The following is an 18,583-nucleotide window of genomic DNA, read 5'->3' as shown; positions in this document are numbered from 1 at the left end:
TCAGTTTGCTCCATACAAATTGAGGGTGCTTTTTTAATTAAGCTGTTTGTTGCTGTAACTTGCGTAATCCCATCCGGGATACCGGTCCGACCACCAATAATTGCAACGGTAACGCTACAATTAAGTTTAAAATCCAGGTCGAAAGGTAAGCAATCCCCCAGTTTGTAGGCGTTCCCGCGCTCATAATTAAACCAAACAGGGACATGCAAGTCACCATTCCCAGCACCATTAGGACGGAAATGGTGACTCCAATCCGAGCAGGATTAGTATGAGCTGGGTCAGTAATGATAAACTTAAAAACCACCGTTTTCACGAGCGGACCCACTAATAAAAGGTCTAACAACACTGCTACCAGTAATCCCAACGGATAACCGGCAATTACCTCCCTAAAGACGTGTACAGACCAACCATCCGTCTTCACAATGTTATACGTGGTCATTCCAAGGACCATTAACCCGGCCATCATTCCGGTAAAAAACAATTCTTCTTTCCAATTTTTAGGCATGTTGCTCCTCCTTTTTAATCACTGTTGGTTACTTTAGCACAAAGCGGACCTGCTTCGTAAGCACTTTTTTATCCCAACAAAAAAATCCTTGCACACTGCTGGTGCAAGGATTTTTATTTAACGTAATTAGTTTAAGAAGGCCGTTACAGCTGCGGCAACAATAATCAGAGCTAATCCGATTAAAGTAGCAACCATTTCTTTGTGGGTCTTCTTTTGACCTAACATGTAGATTCCCGTTAACGTTGCAATTACTACACTAACTTGGGAAACAACGAAGGCCGTTGATAAACCTAAGCCGCCCTTTTCAACTGGCTGAGCAGCAACCAGGTAAGCTAAGGCAGCGACACCAAAGAAGAATCCGGCAATAATTTGTTTGTAGGAAGTTGCTTCTTTGAAGACGTTTTCTTTGTTAACTTGGGTCAAGCAGTAAATTACAGCCACTAAAACCATCCCAATCGTTTGGGGCAAGAAAGCTTGTAATCCACTCATTGGAGCAGTCCGTGGAATGAATCCTTCGGCCCACTTCAAGTTTTCTAATTGTGGGGCAGCTGAGTACAGCCAGTAACCAATAACCCCGATTAATTGGTAAATTACCGCTTTTCGTAACGCAGCAACATTTGTGTTTTCCTTGTTTTCGTTCCAAGTGGTTAACGTAGCCCCGATAATGATTACAACCAATGCGATCATTCCGATGACCTTGTTCATTGCACCTGGCCAACTACTCAAAGCAAAGGCACCCCAGAGAGCCGTTACAATCAACTGAAAGGCCGTGGTAATTGGCATTACCCGGGAAGATCCAATCAACGTATACCCCTTGAAGGCCATGATTTGACCAAAGCCCCATCCACAACCAGATAGGATTCCAAAGACTAAGTTCCAACCCATTGGGAAGCCACAACCAGTAACCAAGAAAACTACAAAGGCCACGATTAAGGCTCCAATGGTTGCCCCTAAAATTTGGTTGGCTGGTTTACCACCAATTTTAGAAGAAACCGTGGGGAAGAATCCCCACCCAATCACGGGAATGATCCCGATTAATAAAGCTAATGCACTCATATTAATATCCTCCAATGAATCATTTTTCGATTCCCTTTAACATTCTTAAGTATAACGCAATTAGCGAGAAATGAAAACGATTTCACAAAGTTTTTTCGGGAAAATTTTAAGTTTAACAATCACATCGTTCGCCCAAGGTTAAAATAAGTCCTGCTACTGAATCCGCTCCCAGTCATGGTCATCCGAACCATTCTTTTTAGGCGATTAGTTTGAATCAGCTAATCTCCATCGCCATAAAGGGCGTAAAAAAAGAGACTGGAATCCCTCCCACTCTCTTGGGCTTTACCGTTTAATTTGCACCCGAATGTCACAATCAACTTCAGCTGGTTCCACTTCTTCTTGGTAGTCGAAGTTTGCTTCATTAAAATAGCGCTTCATCTCATCATTAATGACGTTCAAGTCCCGCACGTCTCCCGTTTGCCGTTTAATTAATAACGTGTATTCCTTGGTGTCTTCGTCCACATTTTCAAAGTCATAGATTACATCAACCGTATTTAAAATTTCTTGGATTAATTGGCGTTCTGTCATTTCCATTAGTGTCATACCCCTTCGTTAGTTCATTACCTTAAGCGTAGTGCAATTAGAGACGTTTGTAAACTATTATTATGCTTCAATTCCAGAATCGAGCAGTGCTATAATGAAGCTATGACAATCGAGCAAAGGACGTGAACCAGATGAAAAACGAACGCATCATTAACCTTAATTCGACAGAAAATCTGCGCGAGTTAGGCGGATATCAAACCACCGATGGACGCACCATTAAATGGCACAAACTCCTTCGGTCTGGTAGCTTAGGCATGCTGAATGCCACCGACTTAGCCTTTTTAAAATCCTATGGCGTCCGCTATGACATTGACCTTCGTTCTGGTCAAGAACGAACTGACGTCCCCGATGCCCTTGCCGATGACCACATTGAATATGTGTTTAATCCGGTATTTGACGAAGACCGCACCGATAACTCTCAGGATCCAGAAGAATTTCGACAAATGTTAGAAGAAAATCCCACCTATGGTCACGACCACATGGTGGCGGTCTACAAACGAATGGTCCAAAACGATGGATGCCACCAAGCCTATCATCGTTTCTTTCAAACTTTACTGAATAACGGTCAAGAGGACGGTGCGATTCTATTTCACTGTACCGCCGGAAAGGATCGCACTGGCATGGCAGCCGTCTTTCTTCTTTACGCATTAGGGGTTGACTTAGACACGATTAAACAGGATTACATCCTCACCAATCAGGTGGTAAAACCACTCGTCGACCAAAAAATGGACGAAGCCCGCAACCGGGACTTTTCTGAAACCGCCATCAACAGTCTGCGCGCCCTTTATACGGTTAACATGGACTTTTTAGATGCCGCGTTAACCACCATTAACGACCAATACGGAAACTTAGACCACTTTCTCACCGACGAAATCGGAATGGATTCCGCCAAACGAGAACAGTTACGCGCCCTTTACCTAGAACCACAACCCAATTAACCAGGAGGTCTTTATGAATATTCTTGAAGATTTACAATGGCGTGGTGCCATTAATCAACAAACCGATGTCGAAGGCTTAGCCGAAACAATTAACGAACATCCGATTGCCCTCTACTGTGGAGTTGATCCCACAGGAGATAGTATGCACATTGGTCACTTAATTCCCTTTATGATCATGGAACGATTTGCGCGGGCGGGCCATCACCCTTACATCGTAATTGGAGGGGCGACTGGTTCAATTGGAGACCCCAGTGGTCGTAAAACGGAACGCCAATTACAAACCAAACAACAGGTCCAAAAAAACGTCGAAGCATTAACCGCCCAGATGAAAAAACTGTTTGGTGATAACTCCAACACCCACATTGTGAACAACTACGACTGGACGAAGGACATGACCCTGCTCGACTTTTTGCGGGACTACGGAAAGTTGTTTAACGTTAACACCATGTTAAACAAGGAAGTTGTCGCTAGTCGCTTATCCCAAGGAATTTCCTTTACCGAATTTACGTACCAAATCCTCCAGGCTTACGATTTCCTCCACTTGCATGATCAATACGACGTCCAACTAGAAATCGGTGGTGCAGACCAGTGGGGAAACATCACTGCCGGGATTGACCTGATTCATAAACTCCGTGGTTTAGATACCAAAGTTTACGGGCTCACGATTCCATTAATGCTCAAATCAGACGGAACTAAGTTTGGTAAGACCGCTGGTGGGGCTGTCTGGCTCGATCCAAAGAAAACTTCTCCCTACGAATTCTACCAATTCTGGTTCAATCAAGATGACCGCGATGTGATTAAATACTTGAAGTACTTCACATTCCTCGATCAGGAAGAAATTGAAAAACTGGCTGCAGCGGTTGAAAAAGAACCATGGAAACGGGCCGCTCAACGTCGGTTAGCCGAAGAAGTCACGAAGTTTGTCCACGGACCAGCAGCCGTCGAAAATGCAGAACGAATTGCCAAGCTGCTCTTCACGGGGAACGTGCAAGAATTAAGCACTGAAGAAGTTAGTCAAGCCTTTAACAACGTGCCGACCACGGAAATTAATGCTACACCGGTGAACGTCGTTGACCTCTTAATTGAAATGAACGTGGATAGTTCTAAGCGTCAGGCGCGAGAAGACGTCCAAAACGGAGCCATTACCATCAACGGTACTAAGGTTACGGATGTGGACGCTACGATTGATCCCGTTGCTCATTTTGACGGACAATACGTGATTGTCAGACGGGGAAAGAAAAAGCACTTCTTAGCCCGAGTTAAATAACAACTACAAAAAATTAAAAGCAGCTTTTACTTAGCTAGATTGGTAAGTAAAAGCTGCTTTTTGATTACAAAAAATAATTAATCTTGCTGACCAAACCGCTCGTAGTACGGTTTTACAAATCAATAGGCATCCCGATATTTTTTGTAATAATAATGATACTGCTGGTGACGCTCCGCATTAGGCAGCACCGTTTCATCGATTTTAATCCACGTTTTGGCAGTTTGGGGATCTAAGACTCCAGCACCAATTCCCGCTAAAATCGCACTCCCTAAATCCGCTTCTCCGCCTGAATGGGTGCTTTTAACCACCTTACCGGTCACATCAGCAATTAAATGGAGCATCTTAGCTGAGTTACTGACTCCCCCAACCACGGTAATTTCAGTTCCAACCTGGTCACCAAACTGCTCAATACTTTGGCGAACCGAAAAAGCAATTGCTTCTTGAAACGCATTATATAAGTCTCGCTTTGAGGTGTTTAAAGACAGTCCCAGAATGGTTCCCCGGACGTTTGAATCCCATAGCGGACTTCTTTCTCCCATGAAGAACGGTAAAACCGTAATTCCATTGCTACCCGCTGGAACAGCTTGACTAAGTTGATCTAACTGCTGCGCATCATTCTGAGCAAATTCCTGCGTGAACCAGGCCACGATAGCTCCGGCCGTGTTAGCGCCCGCAAAGTTGTAATAATATCGGTGGGGCTGATAAGCATATGGCCAGATAATTAAATTCCGGTCTAACAAGGGCTGCTGCGTCACTAAGGCTGCGTTCATCGAGGTCCCAATTGCAGCCGTTACATTTCCAGTTTCAAACACCCCAGTTCCAACCGTGGCCGGACCGACATCAACTCCGGTATTAAAGATGGGTAAATTAGCAGGAATTCCTAGTCGCTGAGCCCAATCTGAAGTAACCAGCCCAGCCACCGTGGTACTGTCAACGAAACGTTGTGGTAGTTTGGTAAGATCAATGCCAAACTTAGCCGCTAATTCTGGTGCCCAACGCTTAGTTCGAATGTCAAAAACCCCAGCTAAATTACCAGCTGCAGAGTAATTAATGCTTTCTGAGCCCGTTAATTCTTTAATCACGTATGATTCCGGGGGTAAAAATCGTGCTGTTTGCGCGTACAAATCCGGCTCATTTTCCTTCAACCACATCAGTTTCAAGTAGCCATAGTATGGATCAGCAAGGTTCCCCGTAACCTGCATTAATTCCGCAGCGCTCACCTTGGACTGGACCTCTTTTACCTGAGCAGTTGCCCGCCGATCCATCCAAATTAACGCTGGCCCTAAAACATGATTTTCTTGATCAACTGGAACTCCCGAGCCTCCATATAAACCGTCTAATCCAATCGCAACTAGTTGCTCAGGGAGTAGTGACTGACTCAATTCCTTAATTACAGAGGTCACGGCCGCTAACCAGTCAGTGGCAGAAGCCTCGGCCCATCCGGCATGAGGAGTAGCAATCTCATACGAACTTTTAGCTTGCCGGACAATCTCACCAGTGGTGCTAATCAAAAGCCCCTTGGTGCTTGAGGTCCCAATATCGATTCCCATAATGTATTTTTTCATTGTGATTTACCTCACTTTAGCGGGGAATTACTCCTAATCAAATCGTCAATAATCTGCTTTTATGATAAGTCTTTCACAAATGAATGTAAACGTCTCTAATTAATAACAACAAAAAACCCCACCGCCTAGGGATAAAACCCTAGACGATGGGGATTAAATTCACTTTAAAATGAAGTTTGCTTTGAAACTACTTTTTACCAGTAGTTGTGAGCGTTCCGGAATGCAACGGCATTGGCAACTGAACCGTAACGGCTAACAGCGTATTGACGAGCAACCCGTTCTTGGTTAGCTGGAGAGTAATCACCGTTCAAGTATGAAGATGATAATTGGTACTTACCAATGTATTGACCATTACGAGCTGAGTATGAACCACCTGATTCAACTGCAGCGATTGAGTCTAAAGAACCATCGTTTTCAGTTGCGGCAGAACTAGTTGCTTGGCTAGCAGCAGGTGCTTGAGCTTGGGTAGTTTGAGCAGCTGGTTGTGCAGCGGCTTGGCTCGTTTGTTGCGTTTGAGTTGCTGCTGGAGTTGCTTGAGCAGCTGGTGCTTGAGTTTGAGTAGCAGCTTGCGGTTGAGCGGCTGGTTGGCTAGCTTGGGCAGCAGGCTTAGCAGCAGATTGTTCGTTATCGTTAGCTTGAGCAGCAACTGGTTGAGCTGGAGCAGCTTCCTTAGCAGCTTGACTCGTTGCGCTAGTAACCTTAACGTTTCCGTTATCACCAACTACGAAAACTTCACCAACGTAGATCTTGTTAATATCTTTAATGTTGTTAGCTTTTTGTAAGCTGTCAACTGAAACTCCGTAAGTTTGAGCTAATTCTGAAAGCGTATCACCAGATTGAACAGTGATCTTAGTGGAAGCGTCAGCTTGTGCAGCACCAGCTAATAAAACTCCGGCTGATACGGCTGCAACTGCGGCGATGGACTTAAGACCTTTTAACTTCATAAAATAAAACCTCTCCTTAATAAATAGAAAATGCAATTAGATGTAATGTAACTAGAATTTCTGATTGATGACTCGCTCGCCTCAATCAACAATAGCTATACTATAGGGGAAATGTTACGTAGAGATTACAGAAGCATTACTTAAAACGACCGTTTCGTAACATTGCAACATTTCAGACATATTTTGTTACTTAACTTTCTCAATTTCCTAGTCAAAGCCTTTAGACCGGGATATAAATATGTCAATCTTTACAAAAATAGTGTCAACTTACTTTACAAAAACTCAAAATTTTTTTAATTAATTTGAAAAAGCGTGGGTTTTTCCTGTTTTTTCTCGCTATTTTTGCCCATTTAAACCATTTCACTCCTGCTTAATTAAAGAAAAAACACCCCTTAAACAGAGGTGTTTCTACTATATTATTAACAAGATCTAAGCAGTTGCACGTTTGAGCCCGATGCCAGTAAAGCCACTGAGAATTGAAAAAACCGGGCACAGTAAACTGAAGAAGACAAACGGGAGGTAACTTAAAGTCGGAACGTTTAACGTGTTGGCCACAAAAACGCCAGCTACACCCCACGGAACTAAGTAGTTAATTACTGCTCCCCCATCCTCTAAGGCCCGACCAAGGGCTTCAGGAGCTAGGTGAGCCTTTTGAAAGTCTGCTTTAAAGGCCGTCCCAGGTAAAACCACCGATAGGTATTGCTCCCCGATAAAGAGATTGACCCCAATCGCAGCTAAAACCGTACTTAATACCAGCATTCCATTTGATCGAATGTGGGCAGAGAAGCGTGTCATCACCACATCGATAATTCCAAGTTTGATTAACAGTCCGCCCAGGGCTAACGCGAGGATAATCAACGTCATTGTTCCGGTCATGGAACTGATCCCACCCCGGTTTAAAATCTGATTAACTTCTGCACTAGAAGTTTTAATTGTAAATCCGTTTTCCATCACGTTCGCAATTTTAGCCAACGAGTAGTGTTGGTGCGGATTTAAGAGCGTCATCAGAATGGTTACAGTAATGTTAATGAACAACGTCGGAATGGTCGGAATCTTAGTCCAGGCACACACTAGTAACAGTCCCACTGGTAGCAACATCCATGCAGATACCGGAAAATTACTCGTCAAAATGTGAGTCGTTTGCGTAATTTTTGTCAAACTAGCCGCCTGATGATGATTTCCAAAAACGGTAAATAACAAAAGCGATAAAACAAAGGCGGGAATGGTCGACCACAACATGTTTTTAATGTGATTGTACAGGTCATCGCCAGCAATTGCTGAAGCTAAGTTAGTGGTCGCAGATAAAGGTGACATTTTATCACTAAAAACCGCTCCTGAAACAACTGCTCCCGCAATCATGGCTGGATCTAAGCCCATCGTCACGCCAATTCCCATCGAAGCAATCCCCACCGTAGAAATAATGGTAAATGCACTCCCGATGAAGCACCCCACAAAGGCACACATCAAAAATACTGATGGTAAGAACCAGCGCACGCTGAGAATGTGAAAGCCATAAACCATGAGGGTAGGAATCACGCCCGCCATGATCCATACTCCGATTAAACTTCCAATTAAAAGGAAGATAAACAGAGGAATGATTCCATTGCGAACCCCAACGACGATTCCATCCTGGATCTCGTCCCAAGACCAACCGCGCGTTTTCCCCCACAGCATCAATCCAAAAATAACGGTCAGAATCGGTACAACTGGAGTTAAATGAAACCCAATGATTCCCACTCCCATAACGATGAGCATTCCGATTAAAATAAAAACGGCCTCCAAGAGACGCGGCCGTGGTTGCTGATTTGTTTGCATTGTCATCTCCTACTTTACTGTTCAGCCAACTTTCGTTTCAAATAGTGGGCTAATTTCTCTTTCGAATAGATTCCCGTAACCTTTTCAATCCCGGTTCCGTTCACAAAAAGAACGTAACTGGGTAAACCAAGGACATGATATCGTTCGGCAAGGTCCTGGTTATGATCTACGTTTAACTTGGCAAACTTAACTTGCCCGGAAAAGTCTTGTTCTAATTGGTTCAAGATGGGTTCCATCGTTTTACATGGACCACACCAAGGTGCCCAAAAATCAACCAACGTCATTGGGCCCTGAACTTCAGCCTTAAAATTAGCTTGATTGAGTTCCACTGCCATCTGAATTTCTCCTTTGTCGAATAAAATGAATCACAAAAGTAACCGCAATGGCGGCAATTACAAAGAGACCAAACCAGGTTGCTGGAATCTCGATGTCAATTGCCGGAATTGAAAGTAACAATTTCACTCCAATCACAAAGACCAGCACGTACGCCATTGTTTTTAGCTCTGGAATCCGTTTCATAATCTTCATAATTACTTCGGCAATCCCACGCATCGCTAAAATTCCGACCATTCCTCCGATTAAAACCACCACCGGATTGCTAGAAACCGCTAGCGAGGCTAGCACTGAATCGATGGAGAAGAGAATGTCCATGAACTCGATTTGGATAACAACCCACCAAAAAAACTTACGACTGTGCGGATCCCCAAACGCCTTAATTTTACGGGGGGTGTTTGGCTTAGATTGGCGCGGAAAGAAATACTTAACCGCCAAATAAATTAAATAAATGGCTCCGACCACTTTAATTTCCCAAAAGTGAATCAGGTATACCCCAGCTCCAATGACGAGGAACCGGAAAATATAGGCACCCCATAGACCGTAAAACAGGGATTCTTCCTGCAATTTCTTCGTTGGCAACACCTGAGTTTGGGTGGCCAACACAATTGCATTATCAACCGACATCACACATTCCAAAACCACGAGGGAAAAGATAATTAACCAATCATTTCCAGACGTTAAGACCGTCTCCCAATTATGTAAATCAAAAAACGGACCATACAGCTTTTCTAGTAGTGCCAGCACTTAAAATCTCCTTTGTAATTAAATTTAGTGATAATTATTTCATTGCTTCTTGATCATACTTTTGCAAGTTATGCGCTTTGATTACCCGAATTAACTTATTAGCATAATCTGGATCGGTCGCATAGGTGTTTTTCTGTAGTAACTTCGCTTCTTCACGATAATCCGTAATTTTGTCATCACGCTTTAAAAACTTCTCGTATAATGCTTCGTTGTGGTCTTCAATTGCTGACTGCAAATCTGGATACTTACGGAACTGGGCCTTTTCGGTAATGTGTTTGTGATTAATGTATTCACCCGTTTCGTACATAATGTAGTCTCCGTTATAAGTACCCTTAATTCCAAACGGATTATTCGCTTCCGTATACAGTTTCGATTTCCCCCAGTTCGATTCCAAAATGGCCTGGGCAATGACGATACTTGGTAGCACTTTGTGATCCTGCCGGTAAAGTTTCACGGATGGGTTTGCAACCTGTTTGATGAACTTTCGTTCGTGCTTTAGAACCGGATTGTTCTCCTCGTCATACTTCTTTTGCGCAGCAATCATTCGTTGATAATTAATGTGTTGGCGCACCTTATAGGTTCCATAGAGTGCCAAGCACGCTCCCGCGACAATTAAAAAAGCAATCAGCGGATACCACAAACTGCTTCGTTCTGATTTTTCTGGTTTTTGTTTCATTTTCTTTTGCACTCCTTTGTAACATTCATTATACCCTATTGAATTTAATTTTTAATGCTAGTTAACTTCAGAAACCGAAGAAAATCGGGCTAGATGGTAAACTTTTGCTTAAAAATCGCTTATAATGGAAACTAATGCATAAAAAGGAGGCAATCACATGATTAAAACTGACAAAATTAATCAAAACATTGAATGGGTACAAGTCACTGATTGTCTCCCCGTCGAAAAAAAGACCCTCAAGCAAGAGTACCATCTCACGACTGAGATGCTCTACTACGCACTTGACCACCACGAACGTCCTCGGTTGGAATACTATGACGATGAACAAATCCTATTAATTATCTTTGACGTGGCTGAACCGACTCGATTTAACGGGGATATTGCCGCCGAACCAATTGGCTTAATTATCCACGGAAACACCCTGTTTACGTTTACAGCTAATCAAACTAATTTCGTGAATCCGCTAATTCGCTCCATCGTCGATAAATTACCTCAATTACAACGGGACAATGCCACTCCCTTAGACATTGTTTTAAAGACGATGTATCAACTCGCCATCCAATACTTCGATTACATTAATCACATTAACAGTATTCGTACCAGCATTCAGCGAAATTTACGGGGTCGAACTAATAAAGCTGCCATCAACCAACTGTTGAATCTCCAGACGGATTTGGTGTACTTCCTAACTTCCCTATCGGCTAACAACGATATGTTAACCATGTTTAAACGGAAACTGGGAAAAACCCTTTCTGACAATGATAATGATGCCCTGGACGATGTCATCGTCGAAATTCAACAAGGACTTTCCATGGCTCAGATGGCTAACCAAGCTGCTCAGCAGGTAGCAGGGGCTTATTCTAACTTATTAGATAGTAACCTAAACTCGACCATGAAATTTTTAACGGTCTTTTCAATTGTCCTGACCGTACCAAACATTGTGTTCGGTTTTTATGGTGAAAACGTGAAGCTGCCGTTTATGGATCATCCGTTTGCCTGGCAAATTACGATTCTCATCACAGCAATTTTGGTGGTCATCGTCTTACTAATCATGCGGTTTAGTGACTTCTTTAACCGTTAATCCCAACCAACTAAAAAATCTCCCGTTTCTTCATTGAAACGGGGGATTTTTTAGAAACGGGGGATTTTTTATTTTTCTAATTAGTTGGTTGGTGGTTACGTGTACGTTTGTGCAGGTAGTAAACTGGAACTCCCACCAGGGTAATTCCCAGTCCTGCCATGGCCAGTCCAGTTTGATTGATTAAGGTCGTCACAATGATGAAAAGTCCCCCCAAGATGGCAACTGTGGGAACCACCGGATACCACAGTACTTGGTATGGTCGTTCCAAGTGGGGTTCCTTTTTTCTCAAGATGAAAACCGCTAAGAACAATAAGCAGTTAAATAACCACATTACAAACACCAGCATGTCCGTCAACAGGTCAAAACTTCCCAGACAAATCATAATGATAGCAATCACCAAGATAAATAGACTGGCCACAAATGGTGCGGCTGCCCGGTTTAAGCGTTGAAAAAGATCACTAAATGGCAATAAATCCTGTTTTGCCAATGCGTATGGAATCCGCGATCCGGTCATTGTGTACCCGTTAATGGTTCCAAACACCGAAACCAAAATTCCAATTGTTACTAGTTTACCCCCAAGGTTGCCAAACAGTTTCCCCGCTACTTCAGCGGCCGTATTTGGATTTCCGGCAATTTGGCTGACTGGCATGTTTTTCAAGAAGACCCAGTTAACCAAAACGTAAATAATCATGATAAAGGTTAAGCCTAACACCACGGCCTTAGGGATATCTCGTTTTGGATTCTTCATCTCACCGGCAATGTCACCTACGTTAATCCAGCCTTCGTAAGCAAACATGGTAGCTAACAAACCACCCGAGAAGGCCGTAATTACATTGGAATGATCAGTTGGTGTCATCGGGAAGAACGTCACATCTACGTGTCCTGGTAGGAATAAACCCACGATTACGATTAAAAACACCGGAATTAGCTTAAAAATCAAGGTTAACGATTGCACCGTTCCCCCGACCTTCGATCCCAACAAGTTTAACCCCGTGATAATAATGACCACGGCAATTGCAATGGGAACAACTAACGAGGTCGCCAAGTGCAAGAGAATGACCACCTGGGTGGCAAAAATAATCGCTAAGGCAGCCATGTTGGCTGGTACATAAATCAACATTTCTGACCAACCCAGTAAGAATCCACTCAAGGGACCATAGGTATGCCGCATGTACTGCACGCTTCCACCGGTTTCTGGGATTGCTGCTCCCAGCTCGGCCACCGTTAGTCCTCCACAAATGGTTAGAACCCCGGCCCCGACCCAGGCTAACAGAGTCAGACTAACTGAATGAGTAGCGGCCGTGACACTTGCAATCTTGAAGAAGACCCCGCCCCCAATTACGGTTCCCATTACCATTGCTAATGCGGTAAAGGGTCCGATGCTGCGCTTTAATTTTTGTTCTGCCATCGTTACGCTCTCCTTTGTCGTTTTAAATTACAAATCAATAATAAAAAGGTCCTAGTCAGTAAGTTACTAACCAGGACCTTTCTTTTACAAGTCGTCGGAAGGAATCGAACAACTGATGGCCTAGTTAGTAGTTTCGTGAACATCTAACTAGGCATCGCAAACTAACCTTACTTAGAGTCACGCAATCCAAGTAGAGTTAGAGGAGGACATCAATTTTTGCATCATCTTGTTCATTATCCTATTTCCTTTCCGTTTTGATATCCTTGATTAAACCACCATTTGCACCCCCTGTCAATCATTTTTTAAAGAGCCCAGCGACTGCCAAAGGAAAAAAGAAAAATTGGTTGGCAAAATTATCATTCCTATGCTATACTTAACAAGTAATGAAACGAGCGGTTAGCTCAACTGTTAGAGCAACGGGCTCTTTGTCCGTGAGATTGGGGTTCAAGTCCTTGACCGCTCATAATTAAAAGGAACAGTCCAAATGACTGTTCCTTTTTTTGTTTGCCAAATTTCACTTTTAAAAAAAAGATGACTAGCTAGTCATCCTTTAACCCTTATTCAACTGGTTTTTGCTCTGTGGAAACGTCATCAACCTGGTAGACGATTTCTTGGTTTTCATCCAAATAGCCATAGAGCCGTTTGGTGTGTTCTTGATTGAAGTACCCCATGTCAATCATCTGGTGCCCATCTTTTTGGACCAAACCATGGTGCATCTTTAAAATGAAGGCATAGGTCGAACGCACAATTTGCATGTGATGCTGCGCCTGTTCAAACGCCGTACTCAGCGAATGTTCCTGGTCGAGATAAAACTTAATTAGTTTCACCATCATGAAGTTTTCATGGTTAAAAACTCGAGATGCCATCTTTTCGTTTCGTTCACTATGAATGTAACCCTTTTGTTCCCAATACCGTAATTGACGGGGGGAAACATTTGTCATCTTACTAACTTCACCAATTCGAAAAATGTAGTTATCTTCATTACATGATTTATAAAAAGCGGCATGATCTATCTTAGCTACCAACCTCAGTCCTCCCTACTTGTTATAGTCAGTTACAGTCAGTTGTTGGCCATCCACGGCCATTTTTGTAATGCTCCCGTTAGCAGGTCTCGTCCGTAAATCAAATTGACCTGGAGTTGAGAACCGGTCAACCAAACTTAATAAGGTGTTGCCATGACTAACGAGCAAGACGCTATCTCCATCCTCAATGTTAGGATTAGTGGTAATTAAATCCAATCCCTGTTGGAGCCGGTGCCAGTATTCCTCTGCATTTTCTGCCATGTGAAACGGATCGGCTTCCTTTAAGAAATCCTTAGCAGTATTCATGTCATACTGGTCAATGATATCAGCAAAGGTTGGCGTTCCGTGGGGAGCCCCTGCTTGATACCAAGTTTCATCCATATTTAATCCTTCAAAGTAGCCGTAAAATTCTTCCCGAAAGAACGGTGAAACGATCGGTGTAATGGAATTAAAAGTTTGGTTCTGGTCAAAAATTAACGACATCGTTTTTTGCGCGCGCGTTAAATCACTACAGTAAGCAGCCTTAAACTTAATGTCTTTTAGGCGTTTGCCGGTTTGCACGGCGCCATCGATGCCTTTTTGGGTCAACGGAGAGTTACTCCACCCCTGCAGCTTGTTAAAGACGTTGTAGTACGTTTGTCCGTGGCGTACCAGGTATAATGTAAATTTGGCCATTCTTAGTCATCCTCTTTCTTATTTAATTAGTATACCACGCTCCGTAATGCTTCGGTATTCTTATCCTTTCCTTAGTGTTTTTTAATTTCAAAGTCTGCTATCATTAAAGGCATGTTAACAACGAACGAACTACGATGAAGGGAACCTTACCTTTGAAAATCATTAAACAGATTTGGGCCAAAGTTAATACAAGAATTGGCTTTTTTGGGTTACTGCTCGGTTTATTCTGGCTAAAAACCATTTACGCCTACTTTGCCGACTTTTCCCTGGGAACCGAAGGCACGCTGCAATTTTTGCTGCTGTTTATTAACCCCATTGCCACTACCATTCTCATTTTTGGTTTAGCCTTTTATTTCAAACCGGCCAAACTTTTTTATCCAGCCATTTTACTCCTGGACGTTATTGACACCGTCCTCCTGTATTTAAACGTCATTTACTTTCGTGAATTCACCGATTTTATGACCGTTTCTACTATGACCGGGTATTCCAAGGTCGATCAAGGACTAAGCGGCGCATCCTTAGCCCTGACAATGCCCCACGACGTGTTTTATTGGTTAGACATCATCATTGTCATCACGTTACTCTTGTTCCGCGTTATTAAAATCGACAAGCACAGCCTCTCCAATCGGTTTGCTTTTGCGGTCTTTTCCATTGGGGCGCTCTTTTTAACTTTTAACATCACCCTGGCAGACATGGATCGGCCCCAATTATTGACGCGGTCCTTTGATCGCAACTACCTCGTTAAATACCTTGGTTTAGATGTTTTCACTGCCTATGATGCCTTTCAAACCCATCAATCTAACGAAATGCGGTCGCAAGCCAACAAGTCTGAGATTTACAACGTGAAGGCCTTTACAGACGCCCACTACGCGGAACCCAATCCCAACATGTTTGGCACCCTTAAAGGGAAAAACGTGGTCATTATCCACCTTGAAAGTTTCCAACAATTTTTGATTAACAAAAAAATCAACGGGAAAGAAGTCACCCCGTTCTTAAATCAAATCTACAATAGCAACCATACTTACGCCTTTGATAACTTCTTCCACCAGGTAGGCCAAGGTAAGACATCCGATGCCGAAAACATGCTAGAAACCAGTACCTACGGCTTGCCACAGGGATCCCTCTTTGCCCAACTAGGTAGTGACAATACCTTCCAGGGTGCCCCTGCCATTCTGGGGCAAGACGGTTACAGTTCTGCCGTTTTCCACGGAAACGTGGCGAGCTTCTGGAACCGCAACAATACCTACAAAAACCTGGGTTATCAGTACTTCTTTGATGCTAGTTATTACGATACCACTGGGGATAAGGCCACTGGTTATGGTTTAAAGGATAAGCTCCTGTTTAAAGACTCCGTAAAGTACTTGCAACACCTCCAACAACCGTTTTATGCCAAGTACATCACGGTCACGAACCACTTCCCGTATGACCTTGATGAACAAGACACCAAGGATAATAAGATTAAGGCACCAGACACGGATGATAGTGCCGTTAATAACTACTTCGTCACCGCCCACTACCTCGATCAGTCCGTTAAGGAATTCTACGACTACCTCGATAAAAGTGGCTTAGCGAAGAATACGGTAGTGGTTCTTTATGGAGACCACTACGGATTGTCAAACTCCGAAAATCCAACTCTGGCGCCACTCACCGGTAAGAGTGAAGCGAAGTGGAACAATTTTGATAATGCCCAATTGCAACGAGTCCCATTTATGATTAATTCCCCGTCGATTAACAACGGGCACATCAACCACACGTACGGAGGAGAAATTGACGTTCTCCCGACCCTGATGCACTTACTGGGCATTAACTCCCAGAAGTACATTCAGTTTGGAACGGACCTCTTCTCGAGTAAGCACGATCAAGTTGTGGCCTTTCGTAATCGGGATTGGGTCTCACCGGAGTACACTTCTGTGGATGGAACCATTTACGATACCAAGACCGGAAAGGTCATTCATCCCGACAAGAAGCTGAAAAAGACCCTGCAGGCCATTCAAGAAAAGGTCAATACAGAACTCTCCCTTTCGGACACGCTGAACCAGCAGAACCTGCTCCAGTTCTACCATCCAGAAGGATTTAAAAGAGTTGATCCTGCGAAATTTAACTATTCCAACGGTCTCAGTCACGAAAAGAAGACCGAAAAGGAGCTTGGAGATAAATCGAAGAGTCTCTTTGATACCAACGGGCACCAAGACACTACCAAGCTGTACAAGACCGATGCTCCTGAAGTTAACGAACCACGCAGTGACACCAGTCGAATTCAGATTCAAAACCCAGATTCAAACCAAGAAAAATAGTTCCAATCAAAAAATCCTGCTCCCCAGTAAATTGGGAGCAGGATTTTTCTGTTCATTTAGCTTTAAATGGTGCCATGCCGGCTCATTCCCAACTACACGCTAGCGCAGTTGTTCGTACAACGGTAATAATTGGCGTAGAACCTGTTCTAAATCCGGCAATAACTCCGGCGTCCCCAGCCGTGGATCACCCCGCTGAATCTGAACTCCAATCAGCACTTCAGCCGCTTTTATCGCTTGAAACCGATCCACTAACTGATCATAATCAGCTAACTGTTTGGTCTGTTCTTCCATGTGGTTGCCACTGAGCACGAAATCCGTGGGTAACTGTTGTACGAGTGGAACCAAGGCCTGTAATTTGGGACCAATCGTAGCCGTCTGACGAGGCTTCATGTTGCTTTCTACTGCCAAGTAGAGGTAGAGTTGATCGGCCCAACAACCAAGTTCAAAGTGCGGCAACATTTTGTACCCGCGTTGGTTGGTCGAAAAGGCCACCCAGGTATTGTCGGGTGGATTAGTTTTCCGCATCCGGTGTTTGGCCACGTGGCCGTACCACGTTTCCCCCGTCTCAGCTAAAATCGGCAAAAAGGCCTGGGCGGCAGTTTCAAACTTGGGATCCAAGACCGACCGAATCTGTTCCATTCGTTCGTTTAACGTCGGCGTAGCAAACACCGTAAAGTCATTATCGGTAAACATCTGATTCCTCACTTTTCTGGTCGCTTCAACGACGTACTGTGAATTGGTAGCCGCCGGTCAGGGTACAAGCGCTTCATAATTGTATTGACAGCGAGCGGAGCTTCCCCAAAGCCAGTCGCAATTAAGGTGTCTTTCCCTAGGTAAGTGGCTTGATCGCCGACACAGAACAACAAGGGAACACTACTTTCGAGTTCACTGTTGACCTTAACCAACGAGTGCTCCAGTTCGGGTTGAACGGTCCAGGACTGCAAATCTTTATTGTTAGCGATGAAACCGTAGTTAACCACGACGTCGTCCACAGTCAACGTGATGAAATCATCGTCGGTTTTCATCCGTTTGGCTTCGACCTGCAACTGGTCACCCGTTTCGGTTAGCTTTTGAATTAAATAAGGGGTCACAATCTTTACAGATGAATCTTCCAGCTGGTGAACCATCTTTTCTAATCCCCGAAACTCGTTGCGCCGGTGAATCAGGGTCACCTGGTGGGCAACTGGTTCTAACATTAAAGCCATGTCAACGGCGGAGTTTCCGCCCCCAGCAACTAAAACATCCTTGCCCGCAAAACGGCTTAAATCAGAAATCCCGTAAAAAAGGTGCTTTCCGGTTTCTGCTTCCGCATTTTCTGCCCGGAGTTCACGTGGTTTAAAGGAACCATTTCCGGCTGCTAAAATCACAGCCCGACTCCGACTGGTACCATGGTTGGTTTCAATTTCAAAGTAATCGTCATGTCGAATGACGTTCGTAACCTTGGTGTTTAGGCGCTGTTCCACCTCTGGGAGGGTCGCTAATTGTTCTGCCAAATTATGAATTAAATTGCGCCCCGAAATTCCGGCGAACCCAGCGACATCCAGAATTTTCTTTTCCGGATACTGGGCGGTTACTTGCCCGCCTAGTTGCTCTAAACTTTCAATAATTTGTACCTTGGCTTCCCGCAATCCAGCGTAAAAACCCGTAAACATTCCAACGGGTCCCCCACCGATAATTGTGATATCATAGAGATCGTGAGCCATTTCTCATCAGT

General features: G+C 43.8%; 18 protein-coding genes and 1 tRNA gene. 5 read left to right on the top strand and 14 right to left on the bottom strand.

Features of this window, described 5'->3' with window-relative positions; genetic code table 11:
- Positions 1-37 precede the first annotated feature (37 nt).
- The 3 genes from M3M39_RS02275 to M3M39_RS02265 form a co-directional block, all read right to left on the bottom strand.
- Positions 38-505 (bottom strand): DUF2798 domain-containing protein, encoded by a 468-nt coding sequence (locus M3M39_RS02275; RefSeq protein ID WP_252797611.1) that lies wholly within the window; start codon positions 503-505, stop codon positions 38-40.
- Between the two features lie 126 nt (positions 506-631).
- Positions 632-1,561 carry a ribose/proton symporter RbsU gene (gene rbsU, locus M3M39_RS02270; protein ID WP_252797610.1) on the bottom strand — a complete coding sequence of 310 codons (930 nt, stop codon included), beginning with the start codon at positions 1,559-1,561 and terminating at the stop codon, positions 632-634.
- 282 nt (positions 1,562-1,843) lie between these two features.
- Positions 1,844-2,095, bottom strand: coding sequence for a hypothetical protein (locus M3M39_RS02265; protein WP_252797609.1), 252 nt, complete (start codon positions 2,093-2,095; stop codon positions 1,844-1,846).
- 140 nt (positions 2,096-2,235) lie between these two features.
- Between M3M39_RS02265 and M3M39_RS02260 the strand changes: the two genes are divergently transcribed.
- Positions 2,236-3,042: a tyrosine-protein phosphatase gene (locus M3M39_RS02260; RefSeq protein WP_252797608.1), complete on the top strand. Its 807-nt coding sequence runs from the start codon at positions 2,236-2,238 to the stop codon at positions 3,040-3,042.
- Positions 3,043-3,055: 13 nt separating this feature from the next.
- Positions 3,056-4,309: a tyrosine--tRNA ligase gene (gene tyrS, locus M3M39_RS02255; protein ID WP_252797607.1), complete on the top strand. Its 1,254-nt coding sequence runs from the start codon at positions 3,056-3,058 to the stop codon at positions 4,307-4,309.
- Between the two features lie 119 nt (positions 4,310-4,428).
- Here tyrS and M3M39_RS02250 read toward each other — a convergent pair whose 3' ends face one another.
- The 6 genes from M3M39_RS02250 to M3M39_RS02225 form a co-directional block, all read right to left on the bottom strand.
- Positions 4,429-5,874, bottom strand: coding sequence for an FGGY-family carbohydrate kinase (locus tag M3M39_RS02250; RefSeq protein WP_252797606.1), 1,446 nt, complete (start codon positions 5,872-5,874; stop codon positions 4,429-4,431).
- A 194-nt stretch (positions 5,875-6,068) separates the two neighbouring features.
- Positions 6,069-6,818 carry a LysM peptidoglycan-binding domain-containing protein gene (locus tag M3M39_RS02245; RefSeq protein ID WP_252797605.1) on the bottom strand — a complete coding sequence of 250 codons (750 nt, stop codon included), beginning with the start codon at positions 6,816-6,818 and terminating at the stop codon, positions 6,069-6,071.
- 429 nt (positions 6,819-7,247) lie between these two features.
- A complete protein-coding gene (gene nhaC, locus M3M39_RS02240; RefSeq protein WP_252797604.1) occupies positions 7,248-8,633 on the bottom strand; it encodes a Na+/H+ antiporter NhaC in 1,386 nt (461 codons plus the stop codon).
- A 14-nt stretch (positions 8,634-8,647) separates the two neighbouring features.
- A complete protein-coding gene (trxA, locus tag M3M39_RS02235; protein ID WP_252797603.1) occupies positions 8,648-8,968 on the bottom strand; it encodes a thioredoxin in 321 nt (106 codons plus the stop codon).
- On the bottom strand, positions 8,943-9,710 hold the full coding sequence (locus M3M39_RS02230) for a TerC family protein (protein WP_252797942.1): 768 nt from the start codon (positions 9,708-9,710) through the stop codon (positions 8,943-8,945). Before M3M39_RS02230 ends, trxA begins: the two co-directional genes overlap by 26 nt.
- 37 nt (positions 9,711-9,747) lie before the next feature.
- Entirely contained in the window at positions 9,748-10,389 is a 642-nt protein-coding gene (locus tag M3M39_RS02225; protein ID WP_252797602.1) for a glycoside hydrolase family 73 protein, read from the bottom strand.
- Positions 10,390-10,546: 157 nt separating this feature from the next.
- Between M3M39_RS02225 and M3M39_RS02220 the strand changes: the two genes are divergently transcribed.
- The gene (locus M3M39_RS02220; RefSeq protein WP_252797601.1) at positions 10,547-11,470 is read left to right on the top strand and encodes a magnesium transporter CorA family protein; all 924 of its coding nucleotides are present in this window, start codon (positions 10,547-10,549) and stop codon (positions 11,468-11,470) included.
- Positions 11,471-11,546: 76 nt separating this feature from the next.
- Here M3M39_RS02220 and M3M39_RS02215 read toward each other — a convergent pair whose 3' ends face one another.
- The gene (locus tag M3M39_RS02215) at positions 11,547-12,878 is read right to left on the bottom strand and encodes an APC family permease (protein WP_252797600.1); all 1,332 of its coding nucleotides are present in this window, start codon (positions 12,876-12,878) and stop codon (positions 11,547-11,549) included.
- 390 nt (positions 12,879-13,268) lie between these two features.
- Between M3M39_RS02215 and M3M39_RS02210 the strand changes: the two genes are divergently transcribed.
- A tRNA-Lys gene (locus M3M39_RS02210) sits at positions 13,269-13,341 on the top strand.
- Positions 13,342-13,435: 94 nt separating this feature from the next.
- Here the strand turns inward: M3M39_RS02210 and M3M39_RS02205 are convergent.
- Both M3M39_RS02205 and M3M39_RS02200 read right to left on the bottom strand, forming a co-directional pair.
- Positions 13,436-13,903, bottom strand: a complete 468-nt coding sequence (locus M3M39_RS02205) for a MerR family transcriptional regulator (protein WP_252797599.1) — start codon at positions 13,901-13,903, stop codon at positions 13,436-13,438.
- 12 nt (positions 13,904-13,915) lie between these two features.
- On the bottom strand, positions 13,916-14,575 hold the full coding sequence (locus M3M39_RS02200; RefSeq protein ID WP_252797598.1) for a histidine phosphatase family protein: 660 nt from the start codon (positions 14,573-14,575) through the stop codon (positions 13,916-13,918).
- 161 nt (positions 14,576-14,736) lie between these two features.
- On the opposite strand from M3M39_RS02200, the gene M3M39_RS02195 reads away from it, so the two are divergent.
- A complete protein-coding gene (locus M3M39_RS02195; protein ID WP_252797941.1) occupies positions 14,737-16,869 on the top strand; it encodes an LTA synthase family protein in 2,133 nt (710 codons plus the stop codon).
- A 99-nt stretch (positions 16,870-16,968) separates the two neighbouring features.
- On the opposite strand, the gene M3M39_RS02190 is transcribed toward M3M39_RS02195, so the two are convergent.
- Both M3M39_RS02190 and M3M39_RS02185 read right to left on the bottom strand, forming a co-directional pair.
- Positions 16,969-17,562 carry a DUF1054 family protein gene (locus M3M39_RS02190; protein WP_252797597.1) on the bottom strand — a complete coding sequence of 198 codons (594 nt, stop codon included), beginning with the start codon at positions 17,560-17,562 and terminating at the stop codon, positions 16,969-16,971.
- An 8-nt stretch (positions 17,563-17,570) separates the two neighbouring features.
- Complete coding sequence (locus M3M39_RS02185; protein ID WP_252797596.1) at positions 17,571-18,572, bottom strand: NAD(P)/FAD-dependent oxidoreductase; 1,002 nt, start codon at positions 18,570-18,572, stop codon at positions 17,571-17,573.
- Positions 18,573-18,583 lie beyond the last annotated feature (11 nt).

It is taken from the genome of Fructilactobacillus hinvesii (genome assembly GCF_024029435.1).
Classification (GTDB): Bacteria; Bacillota; Bacilli; order Lactobacillales; family Lactobacillaceae; genus Fructilactobacillus; species Fructilactobacillus hinvesii.
Note: the sequence above shows the minus strand (reverse complement) of the source record. Positions and strands in the feature narration are given on the sequence as shown.

Excerpts from the sequence above, each read along its gene's own strand:
- M3M39_RS02275 (WP_252797611.1), bottom strand. The coding sequence starts at position 505 with ATGCCTAAAAATTGGAAAGAAGAATTGTTTTTTACCGGAATGATGGCC.
- rbsU (WP_252797610.1), bottom strand. The coding sequence starts at position 1,561 with ATGAGTGCATTAGCTTTATTAATCGGGATCATTCCCGTGATTGGGTGG.
- M3M39_RS02265 (WP_252797609.1), bottom strand. The coding sequence starts at position 2,095 with ATGGAAATGACAGAACGCCAATTAATCCAAGAAATTTTAAATACGGTT.
- M3M39_RS02260 (WP_252797608.1), top strand. The coding sequence starts at position 2,236 with ATGAAAAACGAACGCATCATTAACCTTAATTCGACAGAAAATCTGCGC.
- tyrS (WP_252797607.1), top strand. The coding sequence starts at position 3,056 with ATGAATATTCTTGAAGATTTACAATGGCGTGGTGCCATTAATCAACAA.
- M3M39_RS02250 (WP_252797606.1), bottom strand. The coding sequence starts at position 5,874 with ATGAAAAAATACATTATGGGAATCGATATTGGGACCTCAAGCACCAAG.
- M3M39_RS02245 (WP_252797605.1), bottom strand. The coding sequence starts at position 6,818 with ATGAAGTTAAAAGGTCTTAAGTCCATCGCCGCAGTTGCAGCCGTATCA.
- nhaC (WP_252797604.1), bottom strand. The coding sequence starts at position 8,633 with ATGCAAACAAATCAGCAACCACGGCCGCGTCTCTTGGAGGCCGTTTTT.
- trxA (WP_252797603.1), bottom strand. The coding sequence starts at position 8,968 with ATGGCAGTGGAACTCAATCAAGCTAATTTTAAGGCTGAAGTTCAGGGC.
- M3M39_RS02225 (WP_252797602.1), bottom strand. The coding sequence starts at position 10,389 with ATGAAACAAAAACCAGAAAAATCAGAACGAAGCAGTTTGTGGTATCCG.
- M3M39_RS02220 (WP_252797601.1), top strand. The coding sequence starts at position 10,547 with ATGATTAAAACTGACAAAATTAATCAAAACATTGAATGGGTACAAGTC.
- M3M39_RS02215 (WP_252797600.1), bottom strand. The coding sequence starts at position 12,878 with ATGGCAGAACAAAAATTAAAGCGCAGCATCGGACCCTTTACCGCATTA.
- M3M39_RS02200 (WP_252797598.1), bottom strand. The coding sequence starts at position 14,575 with ATGGCCAAATTTACATTATACCTGGTACGCCACGGACAAACGTACTAC.
- M3M39_RS02190 (WP_252797597.1), bottom strand. The coding sequence starts at position 17,562 with ATGTTTACCGATAATGACTTTACGGTGTTTGCTACGCCGACGTTAAAC.
- M3M39_RS02185 (WP_252797596.1), bottom strand. The coding sequence starts at position 18,572 with ATGGCTCACGATCTCTATGATATCACAATTATCGGTGGGGGACCCGTT.